The sequence below is a fragment of the Kitasatospora sp. NPDC059571 genome, assembly GCF_042735675.1.
Classification (GTDB): domain Bacteria; phylum Actinomycetota; class Actinomycetes; order Streptomycetales; family Streptomycetaceae; genus Kitasatospora.
Window position 1 is genome coordinate 1 of sequence record NZ_JBHWBW010000093.1, and the last position, 21,732, is coordinate 21,732.

The following is a 21,732-nucleotide window of genomic DNA, read 5'->3' on the forward strand; positions in this document are numbered from 1 at the left end:
CAGTTCGGTGCAGTGCGGCCCGGACGCGGCCTAGAAGTCGTCGTCGAAGGAGACCGAGCCCTCGACGGCGACCTGGTAGGCGGAGACCCGGCGCTCGAAGAAGTTGGTCAGCTCCTGGACGTTCTGCAGCTCCATGAACCCGAAGGGGTTGGTGGAGCCGTAGCGGATCGGCAGGCCGAGGCGGGCCAGGCGCTGGTCGGCGACGGCCTCCAGGTACTGGCGCATCGACGCGGTGTTCATGCCGGGCAGGCCGTCGCCGCACAGGTCCTGGGCGAACTGGAGCTCGGCCTCGACGGCCTCCTCCAGCATCTCGGTGACCTGCTTGGCCATCGTGTCGTCGAAGAGGTCGGGCTCCTCCTCGCGGACGGTGTCCACCACGGAGAACGCGAAGTCCATGTGCATGGACTCGTCGCGGAACACCCAGTTGGTGCCGGTCGCCAGGCCGTGCAGCAGGCCGCGGCTGCGGAACCAGTACACGTACGCGAAGGCGCCGTAGAAGAACAGGCCCTCGACGCAGGCCGCGAAGCAGATCAGGTTGAGCAGGAAGGCCCGGCGGTCGTCCTTGGTCTGCAGCGAGTCGATGTGGTCGACCGCGTTCATGTATTTGAAGCAGAACTGCGCCTTCTGGTGGATGGAGGGGATGTTCTCCACCGCCGCGAAGGCCGCCGCGCGGTCGTCCGGGTCGGGCAGGTAGGTGTCGAGCAGCGTCAGGTAGAACTGGACGTGCACGGCCTCCTCGAACAGCTGCCGGGACAGGTAGAGCCGGGCCTCGGGGGAGTTGATGTGCTTGTAGAGGCTCAGCACCACGTTGTTGGCGACGATCGAGTCACCGGTGGCGAAGAAGGCGACCAGCCGGCCGATCATGTGCCGCTCGCCCTCGCTCAGCTTGGCGAGGTCGGCGACGTCGGAGTGCAGGTCCACCTCCTCCACCGTCCAGGTGTTCTTGATGGCGTCGCGGTACCGGTCGTAGAACGACGGGTAGCGCATCGGGCGCAGCGTCAGCTCGAAACCGGGGTCGAGCAGCATCTTGCGGTCGGAGCTCACTGGCAGGCCTCGCAGGACTCGGGGTTCTCCAGGGAGCAGGCGATGGCGTCCTGCTCCTCCTGGCTCATGGTCGGGGCGGGCACCGGCACGGCGGTGGCGGTGCGGGCGCCGGTGGCGGCCTGCGCGATGCGGGTGGCCGGGCGCGAGCGCAGGTAGTAGGTGGTCTTCAGGCCGACCTTCCAGGCGTACGCGTACATCGAGCTGAGCTTGCCGATGGTGGGCGCGGCCATGAAGAGGTTCAGCGACTGGCTCTGGTCGATGTACGGCATGCGGGCCGCGGCCAGGTCGATCAGCGCGCGCTGCGGCAGCTCCCAGGCCGTGCGGTACAGCGAACGGACCCCGGCGGGCAGCCAGTTGAGGTCCTGCACCGAGCCGTTGGCCTCGCGCAGCGCGTCCCGGGTCTGCTGGTCCCAGACGCCGAGCTCCTTGAGCTCGCGCACCAGGTACGGGTTGACCTGGAGGAACTCGCCGGAGAGCGTCTCGCGCTTGAACAGGTTGGAGACCTGCGGCTCGATGCACTCGTACACGCCGGCGATGGAGGCGATGGTCGCGGTCGGCGCGATCGCCAGCAGCAGCGAGTTGCGCAGGCCGGTCTCCGCGATCCGGGCGCGCAGCGCCTCCCAGCGGGCCGCCCACTGCGGGGTGGCGGCGGCGAAGTGGTCGATGTGCAGCTCGCCGCGGGCCGCGCGGGTCTCGCCGTACGCCTCGTGGCGGCCGAACTGCTCGGCGAGGTCCGCGGAGCGCTCGTACGCGGTGAGCATGATCCGCTCGGAGATCAGCGTGGACAGCGCCTTCGCCTCGGCGGAGTCGAAGTCGATCCGCAGCTGGAAGAAGACGTCCTGCAGGCCCATCACGCCCAGGCCCACCGGCCGCCAGCGGGAGTTGGAGTTGCCGGCCTCGGTGGTCGGGTAGAAGTTGATGTCGATGACCCGGTCCAGGAAGGTCACCGCGGTGCGGACGGTGGCGTCCAAGCGCTCCCAGTCCATCGCGTTCAGCAGGTCGGCGGCGGTGGCGCCGGCGGCGACGTGGGCGCCCAGGTTGACCGAGCCGAGGTTGCAGACGGCCGTCTCGGAGTCGTCGGTGACCTCCAGGATCTCCGTGCAGAGGTTGGAGGAGTGCACGGTGCGGCCGGGCAGCGCGGTCTGGTTGGCGGCCCGGTTGGAGGCGTCCTTGAAGGTCATCCAGCCGTTGCCGGTCTGCGCCAGGGTGCGCATCATCCGGGCGTACAGGGTCTGCGCCGGGATGGTGCGGACGGCCTTGCCGGCCTGCTCGGCCTTCAGGTACGCCTCGTCGAACTCGGCGCCCCACAGGTCGACCAGCTCGGGGACGTCGGCGGGGGAGAACAGCGACCAGTCGGCGTTCGCGTTGACCCGGCGCATGAACTCGTCCGGGATCCAGTGCGCCAGGTTGAGGTTGTGGGTCCGGCGGGCCTCCTCGCCGGTGTTGTCGCGGAGCTCCAGGAACTCCTCGATGTCGGCGTGCCAGGTCTCCAGGTAGACGCAGGCCGCGCCCTTGCGGCGGCCGCCCTGGTTGACCGCGGCGACCGAGGAGTCCAGGGTCCGCAGGAACGGCACGATGCCGTTGGACTGGCCGTTGGTGCCGCGGATCAGGCTGCCGCGGGAGCGGATCCGCGAGTAGGACAGGCCGATGCCGCCGGCGTGCTTGGACAGCCGGGCGATCTGCGCGTAGCGGTTGTAGATCGAGTCCAGGTTGTCCAGCGGGGAGTCCAGCAGGTAGCAGGAGGACATCTGCGGGTGCTTGGTGCCGGAGTTGAAGAGCGTCGGAGAGGACGTCAGGTACTCCAGACGGCTCATCAGCCGGTACAGCTCGGCGACCTCGGCCACCGACTGCTCGCTGTCGCCGACCGCCAGGCCCGCCGCGACGCGCAGCAGGAAGTGCTGCGGGGTCTCGACGACCTTGCGGGTGATCGGGTGGCGCAGCAGGTAGCGGGACTGCACGGTGCGCAGGCCGAAGTACTCGAAGCGGTCGTCGCCCTGCGGGTCGATCAGGGAGTCGAACAGGTCGGCGTGCCGGGCGACCAGGGCGGCGGTGGCGTCGCCGATCAGGCCCTCGGCGTGGCCGACGGCGATCGAGGCGGCGAAGGAGTGGGCGCCCTGCGAGACGGCCTCGTCCCGGATCTCCAGGGCGAGCAGGCGGGCGGCGAGCTTCGAGTACTGGGGGTCCTCGGCGATCATCGACGCGGCGGCCTCCACGGCCAGCCCGCGCAGCTCGGCGAAGTCCGAGCCGGCGTGGCGGCCGCGCAGCGCGGCGGCGGCGACGTGGCCGGGGTCCACCTGGGGGAGGTCGGTGCTGCGGTCGGTGAGCAGCCGGAGCAGCGCCGCACCGGGGTCGGTCTGGGCGGAGTCGGCAGAACCCTGGGAGGGCAGGGTGACTGAGGCAGCGACGGTCAAGGCGCACTCTCTCCTGTGGCGGCAGCGGACGGGGCACCTCCCGTGGGGGAGGCCGCCCGGACCGGTACGCGGCAGGGGAGGACGGCACGCCCGGTTGCTCCCAGGGCGCGCGGCGCCACCCGGCCTGCCCGCGAGGCCCGGACGTACAGCTGTGCTTCATGGCATCTGCGGGGAAGCCGGTGGCACACCGTCGGCAGGCCCTCGGACTGCGCGGGCCCGGGCAATCACGGGCCTGCTCACCGTTGCGGGGCAGTCCCGGACTCCCACCGGGTTCCCCTGCGTCGACAGCGAGAGTGAGCATACATGTTGTGGTGTCTGATCTACGCGACCCCAGATGTTGTGTCGTGCGGCGTAGTCTCCGGGTGGCGGGGAGTGACCGTCCGGGGAGTCGCGGACGGCCCGCCGAACCCCGCCCAGGTCCCTGTCGGTCCGTCGGACCGATGGCCTAGGATCTGCGCTCATGAGTGATGGGGCGGGTATGAACAACGGGGGGTACGGGCCGTACGGCGGCCCGGGCGGGCAGCCTGGGCAGTTCCCGGGCCACCTCCCGCAGGCGTCAGCCGAGCCCGACTGGGCCGCCATGGCGGACCGCGCCGAGAGCGAGCAGCGCCGCCGCCGGCGGCTCAGGACCCTCCTCTTCGGCGTGCTCGCCGTCGTCGTGGTCGGCGGCCTGACCGCCACCGCCGTGGTGGTCGCGGGCGGCAAGAACGACCCGCCGGCCCCCGGGCCGACCGCCTCGCAGTCCGGCACCGCCCGCCCGGCCCCGGCCGGCAGCGGCGGCGCCGATCCGGCCGACCCGTCGCAGCCGATCTGGGAACTGGCCACCGACGGTGCGCCGGTGGACCCGGCGGCGTTCTTCCCCGACGAGACGCTCACCATCGACGGCCGGCCGTGGACCCGCCGCAGCGCGGCCACCACCGAGCCGTGCTGGAACGCCACCATCGGCGGCCTCGGCGACGTCATCGCCGGCCAGGCCTGCCGCCAGGTGCTCCGGGCGACCTACGTCTCCGGCGACAGCGCGGTCGTGGTCGGCATCGCGGTCTTCGACCACAAGCTCCAGGCCGAGACCGCGATGAAGAAGTACCGCGGCCACATCAAGGGCCTCAAGGCCGACGGGGTCGCCGACTTCTGCCAGGCCGTCGGCTGCACCAGCACCCACGCGACGCTCGGCCGGTACGCCTACTTCACCGCCTCCGGCTCGGCCAAGGTCGGCGGCACCGCCGCGGACCAGGCGGCCACCGACGCGGCCCCGGACTTCGCCAAGCACCTGAAGCAGACCCTGCTGGCGCGCGCCGCGGCGGCCGGCAAGCACTGACCTGGGGCGCCGCCGGGAGCGGCGGCCCCGGGGCCGGGGGGTCCTGAGCGGGCGGGTACCGTTCCGTCCGGAAGATCCACATCTGCCCTGGGGGAGCCTGTGATGCTGCCGCGCGCGCTGCGCAGCCGGGCCGCGATACCGGTCGCCGCGGTCACCGCCGCGGCCCTGTGCACGGCCGTGGTCCTGATGGGCGGGGACGGCGGGGCCGCCCCCGCACCGGGTGCCGCGCCGAGCGGCACCGGGTCGAGCCACCTGGTCCCGGCCCGGCCGCTGCCCGCCTCGCTCGGCGCCGACCTGGTCAAGCGGGACCCGAAGGCCTCGCCCAACGCCCGGGCGGTCTACCAGATGCTCGCCGACCTGGAGAGCCAGGCCCGCGACGGGCACCCGAAGGGCACCGTCATCGGCCACCACGTCGAGGCGCAGAACGAGCTGTACAACCTCAACTACGGTGACTACCAGGGCATCAAGGGCGTCGGCTACTACTACAAGAAGGCCGCCGACATCACCGGCAAGCTGCCCGGCTTCGTCGAGACCGACCTGGGCCCGGGCTACGGGCAGGGCGACTGGGGCGTCGGCAACCCGCGCAGCTACTCCAAGGACAAGTGGCCGACCTGCTCGTCCAAGTGGCAGTACACCGACGATGCGGTCGACCTGCTGACCGCCGTCTGGTCCGGCCACCCCCGACCCGACGACGGGACGTACGGCGCCAGCGGCGTGCAGCAGAACTGCGACGGCTCCACCACCTCGCTGCCGGACAACGGCGGCGGGCCGGCCGGGCTCGTCGGGATGTCCTTCCACGAGCCGTACCCCGGCTCGCCGGTGAAGTCCTTCGACCGGGTGCTGTGCGCCAACTCGCCGGCCGCGACCGACCCCACCTGGTTCGGCCGGGTCGTCGACGACTCCGCGGGCACCGCCGAGCACCGGCAGCTGCTGACCGACCTCTCCTACCTGGCCGACCACCTGCAGTACCTCGCGGACCACGACGTGCCGGTGCTGTTCCGGCCGTACCACGAGATGAACAACGCCGACTGCCGGCACAGCTTCTGGTGGTCCGGGCAGCGCGGCGCCGACTACCAGAAGCTCTGGCGGATCACCTATGACTACCTGGTGAGGACCCGCGGCCTGCACAACCTGATCTTCGTCTGGTCGCCGGTCTCCTGGGACGGCGCGCCCGGCGTGGACCCGTGGAACTACTATCCGGGCGAGCAGTACGTGGACGTCGTGGGCGTGGACGACTACAGCGGCAGCCCGCGCGACCCGATCGGCACCGGCGAGGTGTGGACGAAGCGCTACTACGACGGCCTGGCCGCCTACCGGAAGCCGCGGATCCTCGCCGAGTCGTTCGCCGTGCCGGTGAACGCCCGGCAGAAGGAGACGCTCACCCGGACCCCGTGGACGCTGTGGACGGTCTGGGGGCAGGCCCTGACGGAGAAGAACCTGATCCCCGACCAGGTGGTCAACTCGCTCGCCGACGTGAAGGCGACCTACAACAGCAAGCAGGCCATCACCGGAGGATACGGGCACTTCGGAGCAAACTTCGACTGGTCCTCGCTGCACATCCAGTGAGTTTGGTAACGATCGCCGGATCCGGCGGCCCCCCGTTTCCTTGCCGTGCGGCCGGTGTGGGAACCTTGGACCGGAGTTGACCGTTTACGGCCGTCGCCGATCACCGGGGCGACGGCGGGGTGGGGCCGCCGGGCGGCCGCGGGGGATGGTGGGTGGCGCATGCCGACGATCGGTTCGAACGGGGTGGGCGACGGCAGCCGCTCGGTGCGGATCGCCGCCGGGATCGCCGCCGGCTGGGGCGTCGTCCTGCTCGCCTGGGCGGCGTACAACTGCTTCGCCCAGGTCGGCTTCGGGACTTTCGTCGAGGGCATCTTCTACTACGGCGTGAGTGACGGCGCCGCCCGCGCGGAGACCAACAGCCTCAACTACGCGGTCGTGTACCTCGCGGCGGCCTGGCTGATGTTCACCGGCCGCGGCTGGGCGCGCGGGGTCGTGGTCGGCGTGGCACTGGTCGAGGGCTACAACCGGCTGCGCAGCCTCACCGGCGCCCTGTTCGACGCCCCGCAGCGCGCCTGGTTCACCGGCACCGTCGAGGGCTGGCTGAAGCTCGCCACCTTCGGCGCGGGCCTGCTGGTGACCACCGCGCTCACCCTGATCGTGCTGCGGTCGCTGGCCGGCGCGGACGCGGCCCCGGCCGCCGCGCCGTGGTCGCCGGCGCCGTTCCAGCCGCCGTTCCCACAGCCCGCCTTCGGGCAGCCGCCGGCCCAGCCGGCGTTCGGGCAGCCGCCGCAGGCCTGGCCGCCCGCCCAGCAGCAGTTCGGCCAGCCCCCTTTCGGGGCGCCGCAGTTCGGGGCGCCGCCGGCCCAGCCCTCCTTCGGGCAGCCGCCGCAGGCCTGGGCGCCGACCCCGCCGCAGCAGCCCCAGCCGCAGCAGGGCGCCCCGCTCCCGCAGCAGGCCCCGGCCGGGCAGGACGCGCCGCAGCCGGCCGCACCCGCTCCCGCTCCCGCCCAGTCCGCGGCACCGGCTCCGGCGCCGGCGCCGGACGCCGTCCAGGACACCCCGTGACCGGCGGTGCCGGGCCGGCCGCCGACCGCAGGCCGCCCGAGATACCCGCGACATCCGTACGAGGAACGCATCCGAGATGACGACTGCGACCGCCCGGCCCGTGATCACGACCTCCCGTGAGGCCAAGCGGCTGGCCGACCGGCACGCGGCGTGGACGCCTGGCGTGCTGCCGTTCTACATATCCTTCCTGATCATCTTCGGCTTCTCGCTCTGGGCCTTCGTCCCCAATCCGACCGCGCTCGGCTGGGTCCTCACCATCGTCTGGTCGCTGCCGGTCGTGGGCGTGCTGATCGGCTTCCAGGGCGTGCTGATGGTGCGCCGGCGCATCCGCCAGGTGGAGAAGATGGTCCCGCCGGCCCCGGCCGAGGACGACTTCCTGATCGTCCTGGTGCCGACCATCGGCCGGCACGACACCTACCCGGCCCTGGAGCGCTCGGTCCTCTCGTACGTGGACCACCTGCCGGCCTACTTCCCGTGGATGCGGGTGGACGTCCTCACCGAGGAGGGCTGCGAGGCCGCGGAGAAGATCGACGCGCTGGCCGAGCTGAACCCGCTGATCCGGGTGGTCACCGTCCCGAAGGCGTACCAGACGCCGAACGGCACCAAGTTCAAGGCCCGCGCCAACCACTACTCGCACGAGCTGCGGATCGAGGAGGGCGAGGCGGAGGACGACGTCTGGGTGCTGCACATGGACGACGACACCGGCGTCGGCCCGGACACCGCGGCCTCCACCGCCCAGTTCATCAACCGCCAGCGGCGGGCCGGCGACGACGCCAAGCACATGGCCCAGGGCATCCTGACGTATCCGCGGGAGAACGCGGTCAACCTCTTCACCTGGCTCGCCGACGCGATCCGGCCCGCCGACGACATCGCCCGCTTCCGGGCGATGACCGGCACCGGCACGCCGGTGGCCGGCGTGCACGGCGAGCTGCTGCTGATGCGGGCGTCCGTGGAGGCCACCATCGGCTGGGACTTCGGGCCCAAGACGATCGTCGAGGACGCCCAGCACGCCCTCAACTTCTGCACCCGCTACCCCGGCCGCAGCGACTGGTTCAACGGGCGCTGCTACGGCGCCTCGCCGGCCGGTGTGCGGGACTTCATCAAGCAGCGCGAGCGCTGGGCCTGGGGCCTGGTCGCGCTCTGCTTCAACAAGAGCATCCCGCTGAAGTACCGGGTGTTCATCGGGATGGGCATGGTCAGCTGGGTCCTCGGCCCGCTGCAGCACGTCGGCCTGATCCTGCTGGTCGCCTGGTTCACCGGCACGGTCAACACCTCCCCGGTGACACAGTCGGTGGTCCTCATCTGGGCGATCAACTTCGCCTACGTGATCTGGACCTACTGGGAGGGGCTGCGGCTGAACGTCATCTCCTCCGCGCAGCACCGCCGCAAGTGGTGGGAGCCGATGGCGATCGTCGCCCTGATCCCGGTGTTCTCCTTCCTGGAGGGCCTGGGCGGCCTGCGCGGCCTCGTCAAGTTCCTCCGCCGCGAGGAGAACAAGTTCGTCGTCATCGCCAAGCCGGCCTGACCGCAGCAGGAATCCCCACGTGAAGCGCTACGTCATCTTCGTCCTGCCGGTCGCCGTCATCGGCATCACGGCCGCCGTCCCCGTCCTCTACGGGGACCACCCGGTCACCTTCGCGCACGGCACCGGGGCCTCGCCGTCCGCGGCGAGTGCCCTGCCGGGCGAGAGCCCGTCCGGCTCCGGGTCCGCCGCCGCCCCGAGCGCCTCCGCGTCCTACGACGGCCCGCGGGTCGCCCGGGTCTGGCAGCCGGGGACCCCCGAGTGGGGCGTGCAGGTGTACTGGCTGGACGACCCGGCGGACCCGGAGAACTTCGTCCAGGGCAAGGCCGACCGCATCGTCAAGTACCTGGTCGACCTCAACGCCAACGCGATGGCGGTCTCCTTCCCGGTGTACACCGGCGGGCGCAGCTCCACGGAGCTGGAGGCGCAGCCGACCACGCCGACCCCGGAGCGGCTCGCCGTGCTGCTGGACACCGCCCAGCGGGCGGGCCTGCGCACCACCGTCCGCCCGATCCTCGACGAGGTCTCGCTCAAGCCGGCGGCCGGCGGCTGGCGCGGCAACATCACGCCCGCCGACAAGGACGCGTGGTTCACCAGCTACGGCAAGCTGCTGACCCCGTACCTGAAGATGGCCAAGGAGCACCACGCCGCCGCGTTCACCCTCGGCACCGAGTTCAACTCGCTGGAGGGCGACCCGCACTGGCAGGGCCTGGTGGACCAGGCCCACAGGCTCTTCGACGGCGAGCTCGGCTACGACGCCAACTTCGACAGCTACATCTCCGGCCCGGTGGACATCCCGCTGCCGGACATCGGGGTGGACGCCTACTTCCCGGCCAAGAGCGCGGCGGACGACGCGCCCGTCTCGGAGCTGGTCGCGTCCTGGAACAAGTGGCTGGACCGCAAGGGCAAGGGCGCGCTGCCGACGACCATGCTGACCGAGGTGGGCATCCCCGCCCAGGAGGGCGCCTACAAGAAGCCCGGCGACTTCTACGCCAAGCGGGCGCTCAACGAGGCCGTCCAGGCCAACTGGTACCAGGCGGTCTGCCAGGTCGCCCAGCAGCGCAAGCTCGCCGGCGTGTACTTCTGGTCGGCCTACTTCGGCACCGACCCCAACAAGAAGGCCGACCAGGACACCCCGCGGATGGAGTTCGCCGGCCGCCCCGACTCCGAGAAGGCGATCCGCGACTGCTTCGCGGGCAGCTACCAGGTGCCGAAGGGCTGACCCCCGTCCGGCCCGCGACCGGGCCGGACGGGAGGGCCGTCAGGTGTGCTGCCCGGTCGGCTTCGGGCTGGTCCCGTGCGAGCCGCTCGGCCGGGGGCTGGTCGACTTCGGCCGCGGCGACCGGGACGGCTGGGCGGACTTCCCCGCCGTGGGCGAGGCCGAGGGGGACGCCGAGGGCGAGGCGGCGGACGACGGGGACGGCGGGGCCGGGTCGTCGGAGGCCGCGGGGGCGGCCGGGCCGGCCAGCGCCTCGGCGATCCGGTCCTGCAGCCACGGCGCGACCAGCCGCTTGCCGGCCGGTGCGAGGTGCACGCCGTCGTTCACCGGGTAGAGCGAGGCGCCGCCGTCGTCCGTCCACCGGCAGACGCCCTTGGGGCAGAGGAAGGCCTCCAGGTCCAGCAACTGGACCTGGCCGCCGGTGGAGTTGACGAAGTCCTCGATGTGCCGGTTGTAGCAGGAGCCCCACTTGTAGTTGATCGCGCCGTTCTGGGTGCGCTCGTTCATCAGCAGGATCCGGGTGTCCGGGGCATCCCGGTGGACGAGGTCCACGGCGTCCTTGAGCCGGGCCAGGTAGCGGGCGCGGTAGGCGTCGTCGCACGGCGAGATCCAGCGGCCGTCGACGTACTGCTCCGCGGCGTCCCAGCCGAGGTGGAGGACGGTCACCGCCGGGTGGGCGTCCGCCAGCGAGGCCGCCCACCCGGATGCCTGGTCGCGGCACTCCGCGGAGACCGGGAACTCCACCTGCGAGGTGCCGCGGACCTTCTCCGGGCCGAAGACGCCGCAGCCGCTGATGCCGCCGTCGACCACCGCGTAGCGGCCGCCCTCCTGGTACAGCGCGGCGGCCAGGTCCTCCGCGAACGAGTCGCCGAGGGTCAGCACCACCGGCTTCCCGGCCGGGCGCATCCGGTACTCGATGACCTGCGGCAGGTACCAGCTGCCGGCACCGACCAGCAGCGCGCCCGCGGTGAGCAGCGGCAGCGCCCGGCCGACCCGCCAGTCGCGCAGCCGGATGCCCTCGGTGAAGCGGTGCAGGAACCACGCCAGCACCCAGGTGATCGCGCCGCCGATCCCCAGCAGCGTGGCCGGGGTGGTGTCGTCCACGTGCTGCTGCAGCAGCCAGTAGACCGGCAGATGCAGCAGGTAGAGGCTGTAGGAGATCCGGCCGGTGACGACCAGCGGGTGGAACGAGAGCACCTTGGCCAGCGGGCCGCGGTCGTGGCAGAGCGTCGCCGCGAGCACGGCGACCAGCGCGGCCACCGCGGCGAGGCCGCCCTTCGCGTACAGCCACGGGGTGTGGTACGTCGACACCTCGATGCTGAGCCAGACCACCCCGGCCAGGCAGCCGACGCCGAGCAGGTTCAGCAGGACGGTGGCGGCGGCCGAGCCGCCCTCGCGCCCGGCGGCGGCGGAGCGCCGGTGGCGCAGGTGGACGACGAAGGCCGCCGCCGCACCCGCGGCGAACCCGACCGCGCGGCTCTCCGTGCCCAGGTACAGCCGGTCGCTGTTGGAGCCGTCCCACATCAGCGGGGCGACCGCGGCGGCCGCGCCGAAGAGCAGGAAGGTGACCGTGCCGGTCGCCGCCAGCGAGCGGCGGCACACCACGTAGACCAGGAGCAGCAGCAGTGGCCACACCACGTAGAACTGCTCGGTGATGCTGAGCGACCACATCGCGGAGAACGGGTCGATCGAGGCGAAGTGGTCCCAGTACGAGCCGCCGCGCAGCAGCTGGGCCCAGTTCGCGGCCTGGAAGAGCGCGGCGAGCGCCTCGGGCCGGAACTGCCGGGCCTCGCGCAGCGGACTGAACAGCAGCGCCAGGGCGAGCACCGCGACCAGGGTGATCAGCAGCCCGGGTATCAGGCGCTTGGCGCGGCGGCGGTAGAACCGGCCGAGCGCGATCCGGCCGCTGCGGTCGAGCTCGCGCACCAGCAGCAGGGTGACCAGGAAGCCGGAGAGCACGAAGAACGCGTCGACACCGAACAGGCCGTTCTGGAACCAGTTGGTGTGGTAGAGCAGGACGGAGAGGATCGCGACGCCGCGCAGGCCGTCCACCGCGTCGTACCGGGGCGCGCGGCCGCCGGATCCGCCGGGCCCGGGCTCCGGGCTCCGCAGCTCCGGGACCTCCACCGCGTAGCGGCTCTGCCCGGGCACGATCGTCGACCCCCTGGCGGCCCGCATGTCCTGCACGGTGTACGCGGCCGGTGCAGGCCTGCCGCTCCCCGTGGGCGCCTCGCGCATTGCTCCCCTTCAGCTCGGACGCTGAGCCAGCCCTCCGGGTCGGCCGAGGATGGGCAGCCGGTCGGTTCCGGTCATCTCCGGAGGGAATCGCTCTACGGTCGACCGAGCATAGTGCCCGGGTCCCCGGCGCCCGTCGGCGAGGTCGCCCGCCGGACGGGCCCGGCCCGCAGCGGAGCTGTCAGAAGGTCAGCGCATACACCATCAGCGCCATCCCCGGCAGCGGCTCCCAGTCCCGCCCGGGGTCGCGGCGGAAGCCCAGCCGCTCGTAGAGGCGGTGCGCGGCGGTCATCTCCGGCCGGGTGGAGAACGCCATCCCGGCCAGTCCGAGCGCGCGGCTGCGCTCCGCCGCCGCCTCGACCAGGGCCGCGCCCACCCCGCGGCCGCGGGCGGCGCGGCCCACCGCGAGCATCCGGATCTCGCCCTCGTCCGGCCGGGCGATGTCGGCCCACTCGGTGCCGCCCGCGGCGAAGGTCACGCAGCCGAGCACACGCCCGTCGCCGGCGTCGACCGCGACGAGGAGCTCGGCCTCCGTGCTGCGCCGGCGGGTGTCGCGCAGGAGCCCGGCGTACGGGCCGTCCGCGAGGCTGTAGCCGTCCCCGACGAAGACCTCGACGCAGAGGTCGCCGGCCGGTGCGAGGTCGCCTTCGAGGGCGTGGCGGATGAGGACGTCCATCCGGCCAGTCTGCCTGCCGCGGCCGGGCCCGCGGGGGCCGGGGTGCCGTGCAGCCGGTCGGGCAGCGCCGGGTCGGCCGGGTAGCCCCCGGCCCGGTGCCAGTTGTCGCGGCCGTGCCGCGAGGTGCGGTCGAGGTCCCGGCCGACCAGGGCGCCGAGCAGGCCGAAGCCGCCGACCGCGAGGGCCAGGACGAGGATGCCGGTGATCGCTGAGGAGGTCATGCCTCCACTGTCGCGGCGGCCCGGCCGCCCGACGAGTGGCAGGAATGCCCTCTTGCCTCGAAATCCTGCCAGCGGCATCCTGGGGCCATGCTGAAGAACGTGGTGGCGGTCGTGCTGGAAGAGGTCCACCCCTTCGAACTGGGGGTGGCGTGCGAGGTGTTCGGCCTCGACCGGAGCGAGGAGGGCCTGCCGGTCTACGACTTCGCCCTCGCCTCCGACCGGCCCGGCCCCAAGCGCACCCACGCCGGCTTCACCGTCGACGCCCCGTACGGCCCGGAGCGGCTCGCCGGCGCCGACCTGATCGTGGTCACCGCCACCGGCCTGCGCGACACCTACCCGCCCGCCCTGATCGAGGCGCTGCGCGCCGCCGTCGACGGCGGCGCCCGCGCCCTGTCGATCTGCAGCGGCAGCTTCCTGCTCGGGGCCGCCGGGCTCCTGGACGGCCGCCGCTCCACCACCCACTGGCGGCACGCCGACGAGATGGCCCGCCGCTTCCCGCTCACCACCGTCGAACCCGGCGTGCTCTACGTCGACGAGGACCCGGTCATCACCTCGGCCGGCACCGCCGCGGGCATCGACGCCTGCCTCCACCTGGTGCGCAAGGTCCAGGGCGCCGAGGTGGCCCGTGCGATCGCCCGCCGGATGGTGGTCGCCCCGCACCGCGACGGCGGCCAGGCCCAGTTCGTCGCCCGCCCGCTGCCCGAGCCGGGCGCCGACTCGCTCGCCCCGGTGCTCGACTGGATGCGCCACCACCTCGACGAGGAGGCCACCGTCGAACGCCTCGCCGCGCTCGCCCACATGGCGCCGCGCACCTTCGCCCGCCGCTTCCAGCAGGAGACCGGCACCACCCCGCACCGCTGGCTCACCGGACAGCGCCTACTGCTCGCCCAGCGCCTGCTGGAGGCCACCGACGAGCCGATCGACACCGTCGCCGCCCGCTGCGGCTTCGGCAACGCCGCCACTCTGCGGCACCACTTCGCCCGCCGGCTCGGCACCACCCCGCAGGCCTACCGCCGGGCCTTCGCCGGCCCCGCGGAGGCCGTCGCCGTCCCCGCCGGGTAGCGCCCGGCCACGCCGCCCCGACCCCGCGTGCAACCTGACGGGCACTCATCACGTGTTTCCCGTGGGGGGACGAGATCACCGGCGGCCGATCGGACGGCCGCCGCTCGGACGATCGGGGCACAGATGAGGACCGCACGCCGCAGGGCCGGACTGCTCGCCGTCACCACGGCCGCCGTGCTCGCGCTGGTACTGGCACCGGACCCGCACGGCAGACTCGGCGGGCCGCCGCCCGCGGGCACCGCGGCCGACCCGGCACCGAGCACCGCGGCCCGCCCGGCCCCGGTCGCCCCCGCGCCCTCGCCCACCTGGGACGGCCGCGTCCGGTCGATCGGCGACGGCTCCACCTCCGACACCGGCCCCCAGCCGGCCCGCCCGCCGGTGGCCAAGCTGAAGCCCGGCGAGCAGCCGCCGCAGTTCGTGGTCTTCTCCTGGGACGGCGCCCTGGAGAACGAGGACCACCTGTTCTCGCACTTCCGCCGGGTCGCCCAGGAGAACGGCGCCCACATGACGTTCTTCCTCAGCGGCATCTACCTGCTGCCCAAGGCCAAGCACGACCTCTACCACCCGCCGCAGCACCCGCAGGGCACCGCCGACATCTCCTTCCCGACCGACGCCCACCTGCGCGCCACCCTGGAGCAGGTACGGCAGGCCTGGCTCGACGGCAACGAGATCGGCACCCACTTCAACGGCCACTTCTGCGGCCCCAAGGGCGGCGGCGACTGGAGCACCGCGGAGTGGAGCAGCGAACTGGAGCAGGCCCGCACCTTCGTGAACACCTGGAAGACCAACACCGGCCTCACCGACGTCCCCGCCCTGCCGTTCGACTACGGCAAGGAACTGGTCGGCGGCCGCGCCCCCTGCCTGGAGGGCCAGCAGAACCTGCTCGCCGCCGAGAAGGCGGCCGGCTTCCGCTACGACGCCAGCTCGCAGGGCGAGTTCCAGATATGGCCGACGAAGCGGGGCGGCATCTGGAACTTCCCGCTCCAGCTGCTCCCGTACCCCGGCAAGCAGGTCCAGGTGCTGTCGATGGACTTCAACTTCCTGGCCAACCAGTCCGGCGACAGCACGGCGGGCGACCCGAAGAAGTACGCCGCCTGGGAGCGGCAGACCCGGGACGGCTACCTGAACGGCTTCGAACGCGCCTACCACGGCAGCCGGGCGCCGCTGTTCATCGGCAACCACTTCGAGACCTGGAACGGCGGCATCTACATGCAGGCCGTCGAGGACGTGGTGAAGGACGTCTGCCACCGCGACGGCGTGCGCTGCGTGTCCTTCCGCGAACTCGCCGACTGGCTCGACGCCCAGGACCCGAAGGTGCTGGAGCGGCTGCGCGGCCTCGACCCGGGCCAGCCCGCCGACTGGTCCCAGCTGGTGCGCTGACCCGGCGGGGCCGGGCGGCCGGGACACCCCCGGCCGCCCGACCCCGCCGCCCGGCTACCCGCCGCTGCGGGTGTACGCCGCCCAGATCCTGGTCGGGAAGGCGGACGCCGGCGCCGCGGGATCGCTGCCGCCCAGGCCGTCCAGCGGGTAGAGCTCCAGCGTCCTCGGATCCATCCGGAAGACCGTGACGGCGGTGGCCGTCCCGCCGCTGCTGCCGACGAACCAGCCCGCGGTGTGGTCCGCGGTCGTCCCCGTCTTGCCCGCCGCGTCGGGGGCCGCCCCGGCCGCGTCCTTGCCGGTGCCCTCGCGGACGGCGGCCCGCAGCGCGTCGTCGACCTCCCCCGCCACCGCCGGGTCCAGCACCTGCGCGGCGGCCGGCCGGGCCACCGCCACCGGCGCACCGCCCAGCGTCACCCGGTCCACCGAGTACGGGTCGGTGTGCCGGCCGCCGTTCGGGAAGGCCGTGAACGCCGACGCCATCCGGACGGTGCTCGGCCGGGAGTTGCCCAGCGAGAAGGCCGGCACCAGCTCGCCCAGGCTGTCGGGCAGCAGCCCCAGCGCCACCGCGCCACGGCGCACCCCCTCCAGGCCGACGTCCATGCCGAGCTGCATCATCGGCCCGTTCACCGACTGCGCGACCGCCGTCCGCAGGCTGATCCGGCCCCAGCTGCGCCGGTCGTCGTTGACCGCCTTCGCGATCCGCCCGTCCCGCCCCCAGTACGGCCCCTCCGGGGTGGTGACCACCGTCCCGTCGTTGCCGTCGTACGGCGTGGCTGGGTGCACCGCGGTCCGCCGGCCGCCGCGCTCGTGCTGCACGCCCTGGGCCAGCCCCGCGGCGTACACCAGCGGGGTGAACGCCGTGCCGACCGGCACGTTGGAGGTGTTGGCGTCGTTGAAGCCCTGCTTCAGGTAGTCCGGGCCGCCGTACAGGGCGGTGATCCGGCCGTCCGCGGCCACCGAGGCGGCGCCGATGTGGACGTGCTGGTCGGCGGCGCGCCCGGCCGGGTCCAGGGCGGGCCCGGCGGACTTCACCGCGTCGGCGAGGGCGGCCGTGCGCCGCCGGTCGAAGGTGGTGCGGATCTGGAAGCCGCCCAGGTCGAACCTGGCCGGCGTGATGTCCGAGTGGCCCTCCAGGTACGTCCGGGCCATGTCCACCAGATAGCCGGTCTGGCCGCCCAGGCCCGCCGCCGGGCGCGGGGCGACCGGCTCGGGGAAGACCGTGTACCGCGCCCGCTCGGCGGCCGACAGGTGCCCGGTGGCGACCATCCGGTCCAGGATCCACGACCAGCGGGCGACCGCCCGGGTGCGGTTCTCCGGCCCGAGCGCCGGGTCGTACAGGCCGGCGCCCTTCAGCAGCGCCGCCAGGAACGCCCCCTCACTGGGGTCGAGCGCCGACACGTCCTTGCCGTAGTACGCCGCGGCGGCCCGCTCGATGCCGTAGCTGCCCCGGCCGAACCAGCTGGTGTTGAGGTAGCCGGCCAGGATGTCGTCCTTGTCCATCCGCTGGTCCAGCTTGACCGCGATGACGATCTCGCTGAGCTTGCGGGACACGTCCTGGCGCTGGTTCAGATAGATGTTCTTGACGTACTGCTGGGTGATGGTCGAGCCGCCCTGGGTGTCCCCGCCGGTGGCCATCCGCACCACCGCCCGGCCGATCCCGGTGACCGACACCCCCGGGTCCGAGTAGAACGTCTCGTTCTCCGCCGACACCACCGCCCACCGCACCGGCCCCGGCACCCGGTCGAGCGGCACCTCCTGCCGGTTGACCTGCCCGGTTCGGGCCATCTCGGTGCCGTCCGACCAGTAGAAGACGTTGTTCTGCTGGGTGGCGAAGGCGTTCAGGTCGTCCGGCACGTCGGTGGTCTCCCAGAACCAGCCGACCGCTCCCGCCAGCAGCGCCGCCGAGGCCAGCAGGCCCGCGAGCAGCTGCCGCCGGGTGGGCAGCAGGCGCCGGGCCCGCCGGAGGGCGGCCCGCGCACGGCGCCGCCGCCGTAATCCGATCAAGAAGTGTCGGACACCGCCCACGGTCTGCTCCCCTTCGTCGACGAAACGAACGCCGTCGAACAGGAGACGCACCGGGGCGCGGGAGAGGTCACTCGAAGGCGCTGTGACCAGCGCCACACCCCGTCAGCCGAGGTGGTCCACGGCGTTCCAGGAGTACGGCCGCAGCCGCCCGCCGTCCGCCCGCCACACACTGGTCGAGCAGTTGCCGACCGGCTCCAGCGCGAGCAGCTGCTCCTCGCCCAGCCGGTCCAGGATGTGGCGGAGCATCAGCACCGTGCAGTCGTGCGCCACCACCAGCACCGGCCGGTCCGCCTCCTCCTCGGCGAGGTCGCGCAGCACGCTGCGCACCCGCAGCGCCACGTCGAGCCAGGACTCCCCGCCGGGCGGCCGGTAGTACAGCTCGCCCATCCGGCGCCGGCGGGCCGCCTCGGCGGGGTGGTCCCTGTCGATGGCGGCCCGGGTGAGCATCTCCAGCACGCCGAGTTCTCTGTCGCGCAGCCGCTCGTCGTAGCGCACCTGCAGCCCGACCGGGACGGCGCCCAGCCCGGACGCCTGCGCCAGCGCGATCCGGGCGGTCTCGGCGGTGCGCACGTACGGCGAGCACCACAGCGCGCGCGGGCGGTCGGCCGGCGGCAGCGCGGCCCACCAGCGGCCGAGCGCCTGGGCCTGCGCCTGGCCGTGCATCGAGAGCGGGATGTCGGCGTCCCGGCTGGTGATCGGCACGGTCAGTGCACCGGTCTGCTCGGCCAGCCGGAACTCCACGTTGGCCACGGACTCGCCGTGCCGGGTGGCGATCAGGACGGACGGCAGCGGCCGCACGCGGTCGTGCCCGGTCTCCCGGTGCCCGTTCAGGATGGTGGTGCCGGCCTCTGCCATCGTCCGTCTCCCCGTGTCGGTCGTCTGCTTCCGGGCGGCCCTCCCGGACGTGATCGCCGCCCCCTCCAGTGTTGTCGGAGGGGGCGGCGCGAGCACAGGGCGCATGCGGGCCGGCCGTGTGCGCCCCTGCCCCGGTTCGCGCGACCGCTCAGTGCGCCTCTACGGGCTGCGGCGCGCCCGTCACGGCCGGATCGCCGGCGTCGGCGGTGTAGTCCGTCCGGGCGGTCTCGTCGGCGCCCTCAGGGGCCTTGGCGGCCTTCAGGACGAGGGTGAGCACCACCGCGACGGCCAGGTTGAGCACGAAGGCGGTCAGGCCGATGTAGCCGATCTGGCCGATCACCGGGATCTCGGCCGAGCTGCCACCGAAGTGCTTGGTGGCGGGGGAGGCGACCCCGTAGGCCTTCCAGGTGCCGTAGGCCATGCCGGTCGCCCAGCCGGCCAGCAGCGCCCAGCGGTGGAACCACCGGGTGAACAGGCCGCCGACGATCGACACGAAGGTCTGCAGGATCCACAGGCCGCCGAGGAGCTGGAGGTTGATCGCGAACTGCTTGTCCATCGCCAGCACGAAGACCAGCGCGCCCACCTTGACCAGCAGCGAGGCGATCTTGGCGACCCTGGTCTCGTCCGCGGCGGTCGCCTCCGGGCGGATGAACTCCTTGTAGATGTTGCGGGTGAACAGGTTCGCGGCGGCGATCGACATGATCGCGGCGGGTACCAGCGCGCCGATCCCGATCGCCGCGAAGGCCACGCCGGTGAACCAGTCCGGGAACATGTTCTCGAACAGCTGCGGCACCGCGAGCTGGGCGTTGAAGCCCTTCACGCCCTTGCCGACGCCGGCCGCGATCGCCATGAAGCCGAGCAGCGCCAGCAGGCCGAGCATCAGCGAGTACGCCGGCATGATCGCCATGTTGCGGCGCACGGTGTTGCGCGACTTCGAGGCCAGCACGCCGGTCACCGAGTGCGGGTACATGAACAGGGCCAGCGCCGAACCGAGCGCCAGCGTGGCGTACGTCCAGTGCGCGTTCGGGCCGAGCACCAGCGAGCCGACCGGCTTGTGGGTGGCCGGATTGACCGCAGAGAACTTCTGCGCGGCCGCGTCGAAGACGTGGCCGTAGCCGCCCAGGCGCATCGGGATGTAGATCACCGCGACGATGATCACGATGTAGACCAGGGTGTCCTTGACGAAGGCGATCAGCGCCGGCGCCCGCAGGCCCGAGGAGTAGGTGTAGGCCGCCAGCACCGCGAAGGCGAGGAACAGCGGCAGGTCCTTCATGAACCAGTTCCCGGTGCCGCCCACGCCCAGCACGTCCAGCACCGCCTGGATGCCGACCAGCTGCAGCGCGATGTACGGCATGGTGGCCAGGATCCCGGTCAGCGCCACCACCAGCGACAGCGCCTTGGAGCCGTACCGGCCGCGCACGAAGTCCGCCGGGGTCACGTACCCGTGCACCCGGGAGACCGACCACAGCCGCGGCAGGAACAGGAAGACCAGCGGGTACGCGATGATCGTGTACGGCACCGCGAAGAACCCGGCCGCGCCGGTCCCGTAGATCGCCGCCGGCACCGCGATGAACGTGTACGCGGTGTACAGGTCGCCGCCCAGCAGGAACCAGGTGATCCAGGTGCCGAAGCTGCGGCCGCCCAGACCCCACTCGTCCAGGTGCAGGGCGTCGTCGGCCCGCCGCCAGCGGGCGGCCAGGAAGCCCATCACCGAGACCAGGGCGAAGAACAGCAGGAAGACCACCAGGGCGGTCACGTTGATGCCGCTGTGCATCAGCCCTCACCCCCGGCGCGGGCCGCCCGGCGGGCCTTCTCGTCGCGGTTGATCAGCAGGTAGGCGCCGACCGTGAACACGGCCGACACCGGCACCCAGGCCAGCTGGTACCAGTAGAAGAACGGCACGCCGCCGAGCCCGGGGTCCGCCTTGGTGTACGAGGACACCCAGAGCGTGGCGACGACCGGGACGGCGAGGCAGAGGGCGGCCAGCACCCTGGCCGGAGTGACGGCGGGCAGGGTGCCCGGTGGCTGTTCTGACGACATGTGAGCGGCTCCGGTGAAGGGGGGTCACCATGACGGCACCGCAGCGCACATGGCTGTGCGCCCGCCGAGCAGCACCCTCGGTGATCGACAGGACGCAGCGAAATGTAGGGCACTGCGTGACCGGTGTCACTACGTTCGGGCCGGATTCCCTCATCCCGGGACGGTCGGGGCCGCCCCGGGGCTCACTCGGGGCGCTGCAGCCGGGTGATGAACTTGTACCGGTCGCCGCGGTAGATCGACCGCACCCACTCCACCGGGGCGCCCTCGGCGTCGAAGGAGTGCCGGGAGAGCTGGAGCATCGGCAGACCCAGGTCGGAGCCGAGCAGCCCGGCCTCCCGCGGGTTGGCCAGCGTGGTCTCGATGGTCTCCTCGGCCTCGGCCACCGTCACCCCGTACACCTCGCGCAGCGCGGTGTAGAGCGAGTTGTGCTTGACCAGGTTGCGCCGCAGCGCCGGGAAGCGCTTGGCCGACAGGTGCGCGACCTCGATCGCCATCGGGTCGCCGTTGGCCAGGCGCAGGCGCTCGATCCGCAGCACCCGGCTGCCGGGCTTGATGTCCAGCAGCGGGGCGAGCCGGTCGTCGGCGCTGATGTAGCCGACCTCGATCAGCCGGGACGTCGGCTCCAGGCCCTGGGCCCGCATGTCCTCGGTGTACGAGGTCAGTTGCAGCGCCTGGGCGACCTTCGGCTTGGCCACGAAGGTGCCCTTGCCCTGGATCCGCTCCAGCCGGCCCTCGACGACCAGCTCCTGGAGCGCCTGGCGGACGGTGGTGCGCGAGGTGTCGAACTGCGCGGCGAGCGCCCGCTCCGGCGGCACCGGCGTACCGGCCGGCTGGGTCTCGGTGAGCTGCAGCAGATGGCGCTTCAGGCCGTAGTACTTGGGGACGCGGGCAGCCGTGCCGGCGGCCGCCGTGGACTGGGCCGGCACCGTGGGGCCCTCCGGGAGGGCCGCCGTTCCCCTGTCGCCGCTCATGGCCGCTCTCACTCCTCGCCCTGCCGCCGTCACCGGCTCCTCCGTTGTTGTATCTGCACATGGTTGCACGCGCGGGCCGCCTGGTGTGAGCTCCCGCCGGCCCTTCGCCCGGCCGTTCGGCCGGGCACCGGCGCGGGGCGGGGGGGGCCCCCCCGCCCCCCGCGGGCGCCAGGGCGGCGGAGAGA

At 72.8% G+C, this 21,732-nt stretch carries 16 protein-coding genes and 1 riboswitch; of the genes, 7 read left to right on the top strand and 9 right to left on the bottom strand.

All coding sequences use genetic code 11. The features are described 5' to 3' along the window. Positions 1–30: 30 nt before the first annotated feature. Both ACFV0G_RS13770 and ACFV0G_RS13775 read right to left on the bottom strand, forming a co-directional pair. On the bottom strand, positions 31–1,026 hold the full coding sequence (locus ACFV0G_RS13770; RefSeq protein WP_380546199.1) for a ribonucleotide-diphosphate reductase subunit beta: 996 nt from the start codon (positions 1,024–1,026) through the stop codon (positions 31–33). A gap of 14 nt (positions 1,027–1,040) precedes the next feature. Then, positions 1,041–3,455, bottom strand: a complete 2,415-nt coding sequence (locus ACFV0G_RS13775; protein WP_380546166.1) for a ribonucleoside-diphosphate reductase subunit alpha — start codon at positions 3,453–3,455, stop codon at positions 1,041–1,043. 174 nt (positions 3,456–3,629) lie between these two features. Beyond that, a riboswitch (cobalamin riboswitch) is annotated at positions 3,630–3,773 on the bottom strand. A gap of 142 nt (positions 3,774–3,915) precedes the next feature. On the opposite strand from ACFV0G_RS13775, the gene ACFV0G_RS13780 reads away from it, so the two are divergent. The 5 genes from ACFV0G_RS13780 (at position 3,916) to ACFV0G_RS13800 (ending at position 10,085) form a co-directional block, all read left to right on the top strand. After that, entirely contained in the window at positions 3,916–4,770 is an 855-nt protein-coding gene (locus ACFV0G_RS13780; RefSeq protein WP_380546168.1) for a hypothetical protein, read from the top strand. Between the two features lie 102 nt (positions 4,771–4,872). Next, positions 4,873–6,336 carry a glycoside hydrolase family 26 protein gene (locus ACFV0G_RS13785; protein ID WP_380546170.1) on the top strand — a complete coding sequence of 488 codons (1,464 nt, stop codon included), beginning with the start codon at positions 4,873–4,875 and terminating at the stop codon, positions 6,334–6,336. A gap of 159 nt (positions 6,337–6,495) precedes the next feature. Continuing rightward, the gene (locus ACFV0G_RS13790) at positions 6,496–7,341 is read left to right on the top strand and encodes a hypothetical protein (RefSeq protein WP_380546172.1); all 846 of its coding nucleotides are present in this window, start codon (positions 6,496–6,498) and stop codon (positions 7,339–7,341) included. 76 nt (positions 7,342–7,417) lie between these two features. Continuing rightward, positions 7,418–8,866, top strand: a complete 1,449-nt coding sequence (locus tag ACFV0G_RS13795; RefSeq protein WP_380546174.1) for a glycosyltransferase family 2 protein — start codon at positions 7,418–7,420, stop codon at positions 8,864–8,866. A gap of 19 nt (positions 8,867–8,885) precedes the next feature. Next, positions 8,886–10,085 carry a glycoside hydrolase family 113 gene (locus ACFV0G_RS13800; RefSeq protein ID WP_380546176.1) on the top strand — a complete coding sequence of 400 codons (1,200 nt, stop codon included), beginning with the start codon at positions 8,886–8,888 and terminating at the stop codon, positions 10,083–10,085. A 39-nt stretch (positions 10,086–10,124) separates the two neighbouring features. Here the strand turns inward: ACFV0G_RS13800 and ACFV0G_RS13805 are convergent, their stop codons facing one another. After that, the gene (locus ACFV0G_RS13805; protein WP_380546179.1) at positions 10,125–12,260 is read right to left on the bottom strand and encodes an acyltransferase family protein; all 2,136 of its coding nucleotides are present in this window, start codon (positions 12,258–12,260) and stop codon (positions 10,125–10,127) included. Positions 12,261–12,498: 238 nt separating this feature from the next. Continuing rightward, positions 12,499–12,993 (bottom strand): GNAT family N-acetyltransferase, encoded by a 495-nt coding sequence (locus tag ACFV0G_RS13810; RefSeq protein ID WP_380546181.1) that lies wholly within the window; start codon positions 12,991–12,993, stop codon positions 12,499–12,501. A gap of 308 nt (positions 12,994–13,301) precedes the next feature. Between ACFV0G_RS13810 and ACFV0G_RS13815 the strand changes: the two genes are divergently transcribed. Together ACFV0G_RS13815 and ACFV0G_RS13820 are read left to right on the top strand one after the other, a co-directional pair. Further along, complete coding sequence (locus ACFV0G_RS13815; protein WP_380546183.1) at positions 13,302–14,276, top strand: helix-turn-helix domain-containing protein; 975 nt, start codon at positions 13,302–13,304, stop codon at positions 14,274–14,276. A 123-nt stretch (positions 14,277–14,399) separates the two neighbouring features. Continuing rightward, positions 14,400–15,656, top strand: coding sequence for a hypothetical protein (locus tag ACFV0G_RS13820; RefSeq protein WP_380546185.1), 1,257 nt, complete (start codon positions 14,400–14,402; stop codon positions 15,654–15,656). Between the two features lie 54 nt (positions 15,657–15,710). Here ACFV0G_RS13820 and ACFV0G_RS13825 read toward each other — a convergent pair whose 3' ends face one another. The 5 genes from ACFV0G_RS13825 to ACFV0G_RS13845 form a co-directional block, all read right to left on the bottom strand. Then, a complete protein-coding gene (locus ACFV0G_RS13825) occupies positions 15,711–17,681 on the bottom strand; it encodes a transglycosylase domain-containing protein (RefSeq protein ID WP_380546187.1) in 1,971 nt (656 codons plus the stop codon). A gap of 102 nt (positions 17,682–17,783) precedes the next feature. Continuing rightward, the gene (locus ACFV0G_RS13830; protein ID WP_380546189.1) at positions 17,784–18,536 is read right to left on the bottom strand and encodes a histidine phosphatase family protein; all 753 of its coding nucleotides are present in this window, start codon (positions 18,534–18,536) and stop codon (positions 17,784–17,786) included. 148 nt (positions 18,537–18,684) lie between these two features. After that, positions 18,685–20,310, bottom strand: a complete 1,626-nt coding sequence (mctP, locus tag ACFV0G_RS13835; RefSeq protein ID WP_380546191.1) for a monocarboxylate uptake permease MctP — start codon at positions 20,308–20,310, stop codon at positions 18,685–18,687. Further along, positions 20,310–20,576, bottom strand: a complete 267-nt coding sequence (locus ACFV0G_RS13840; RefSeq protein WP_380546194.1) for a DUF3311 domain-containing protein — start codon at positions 20,574–20,576, stop codon at positions 20,310–20,312. Before ACFV0G_RS13840 ends, mctP begins: the two co-directional genes overlap by 1 nt. 182 nt (positions 20,577–20,758) lie before the next feature. Next, positions 20,759–21,547, bottom strand: a complete 789-nt coding sequence (locus ACFV0G_RS13845; protein ID WP_380546196.1) for a GntR family transcriptional regulator — start codon at positions 21,545–21,547, stop codon at positions 20,759–20,761. Positions 21,548–21,732 lie beyond the last annotated feature (185 nt).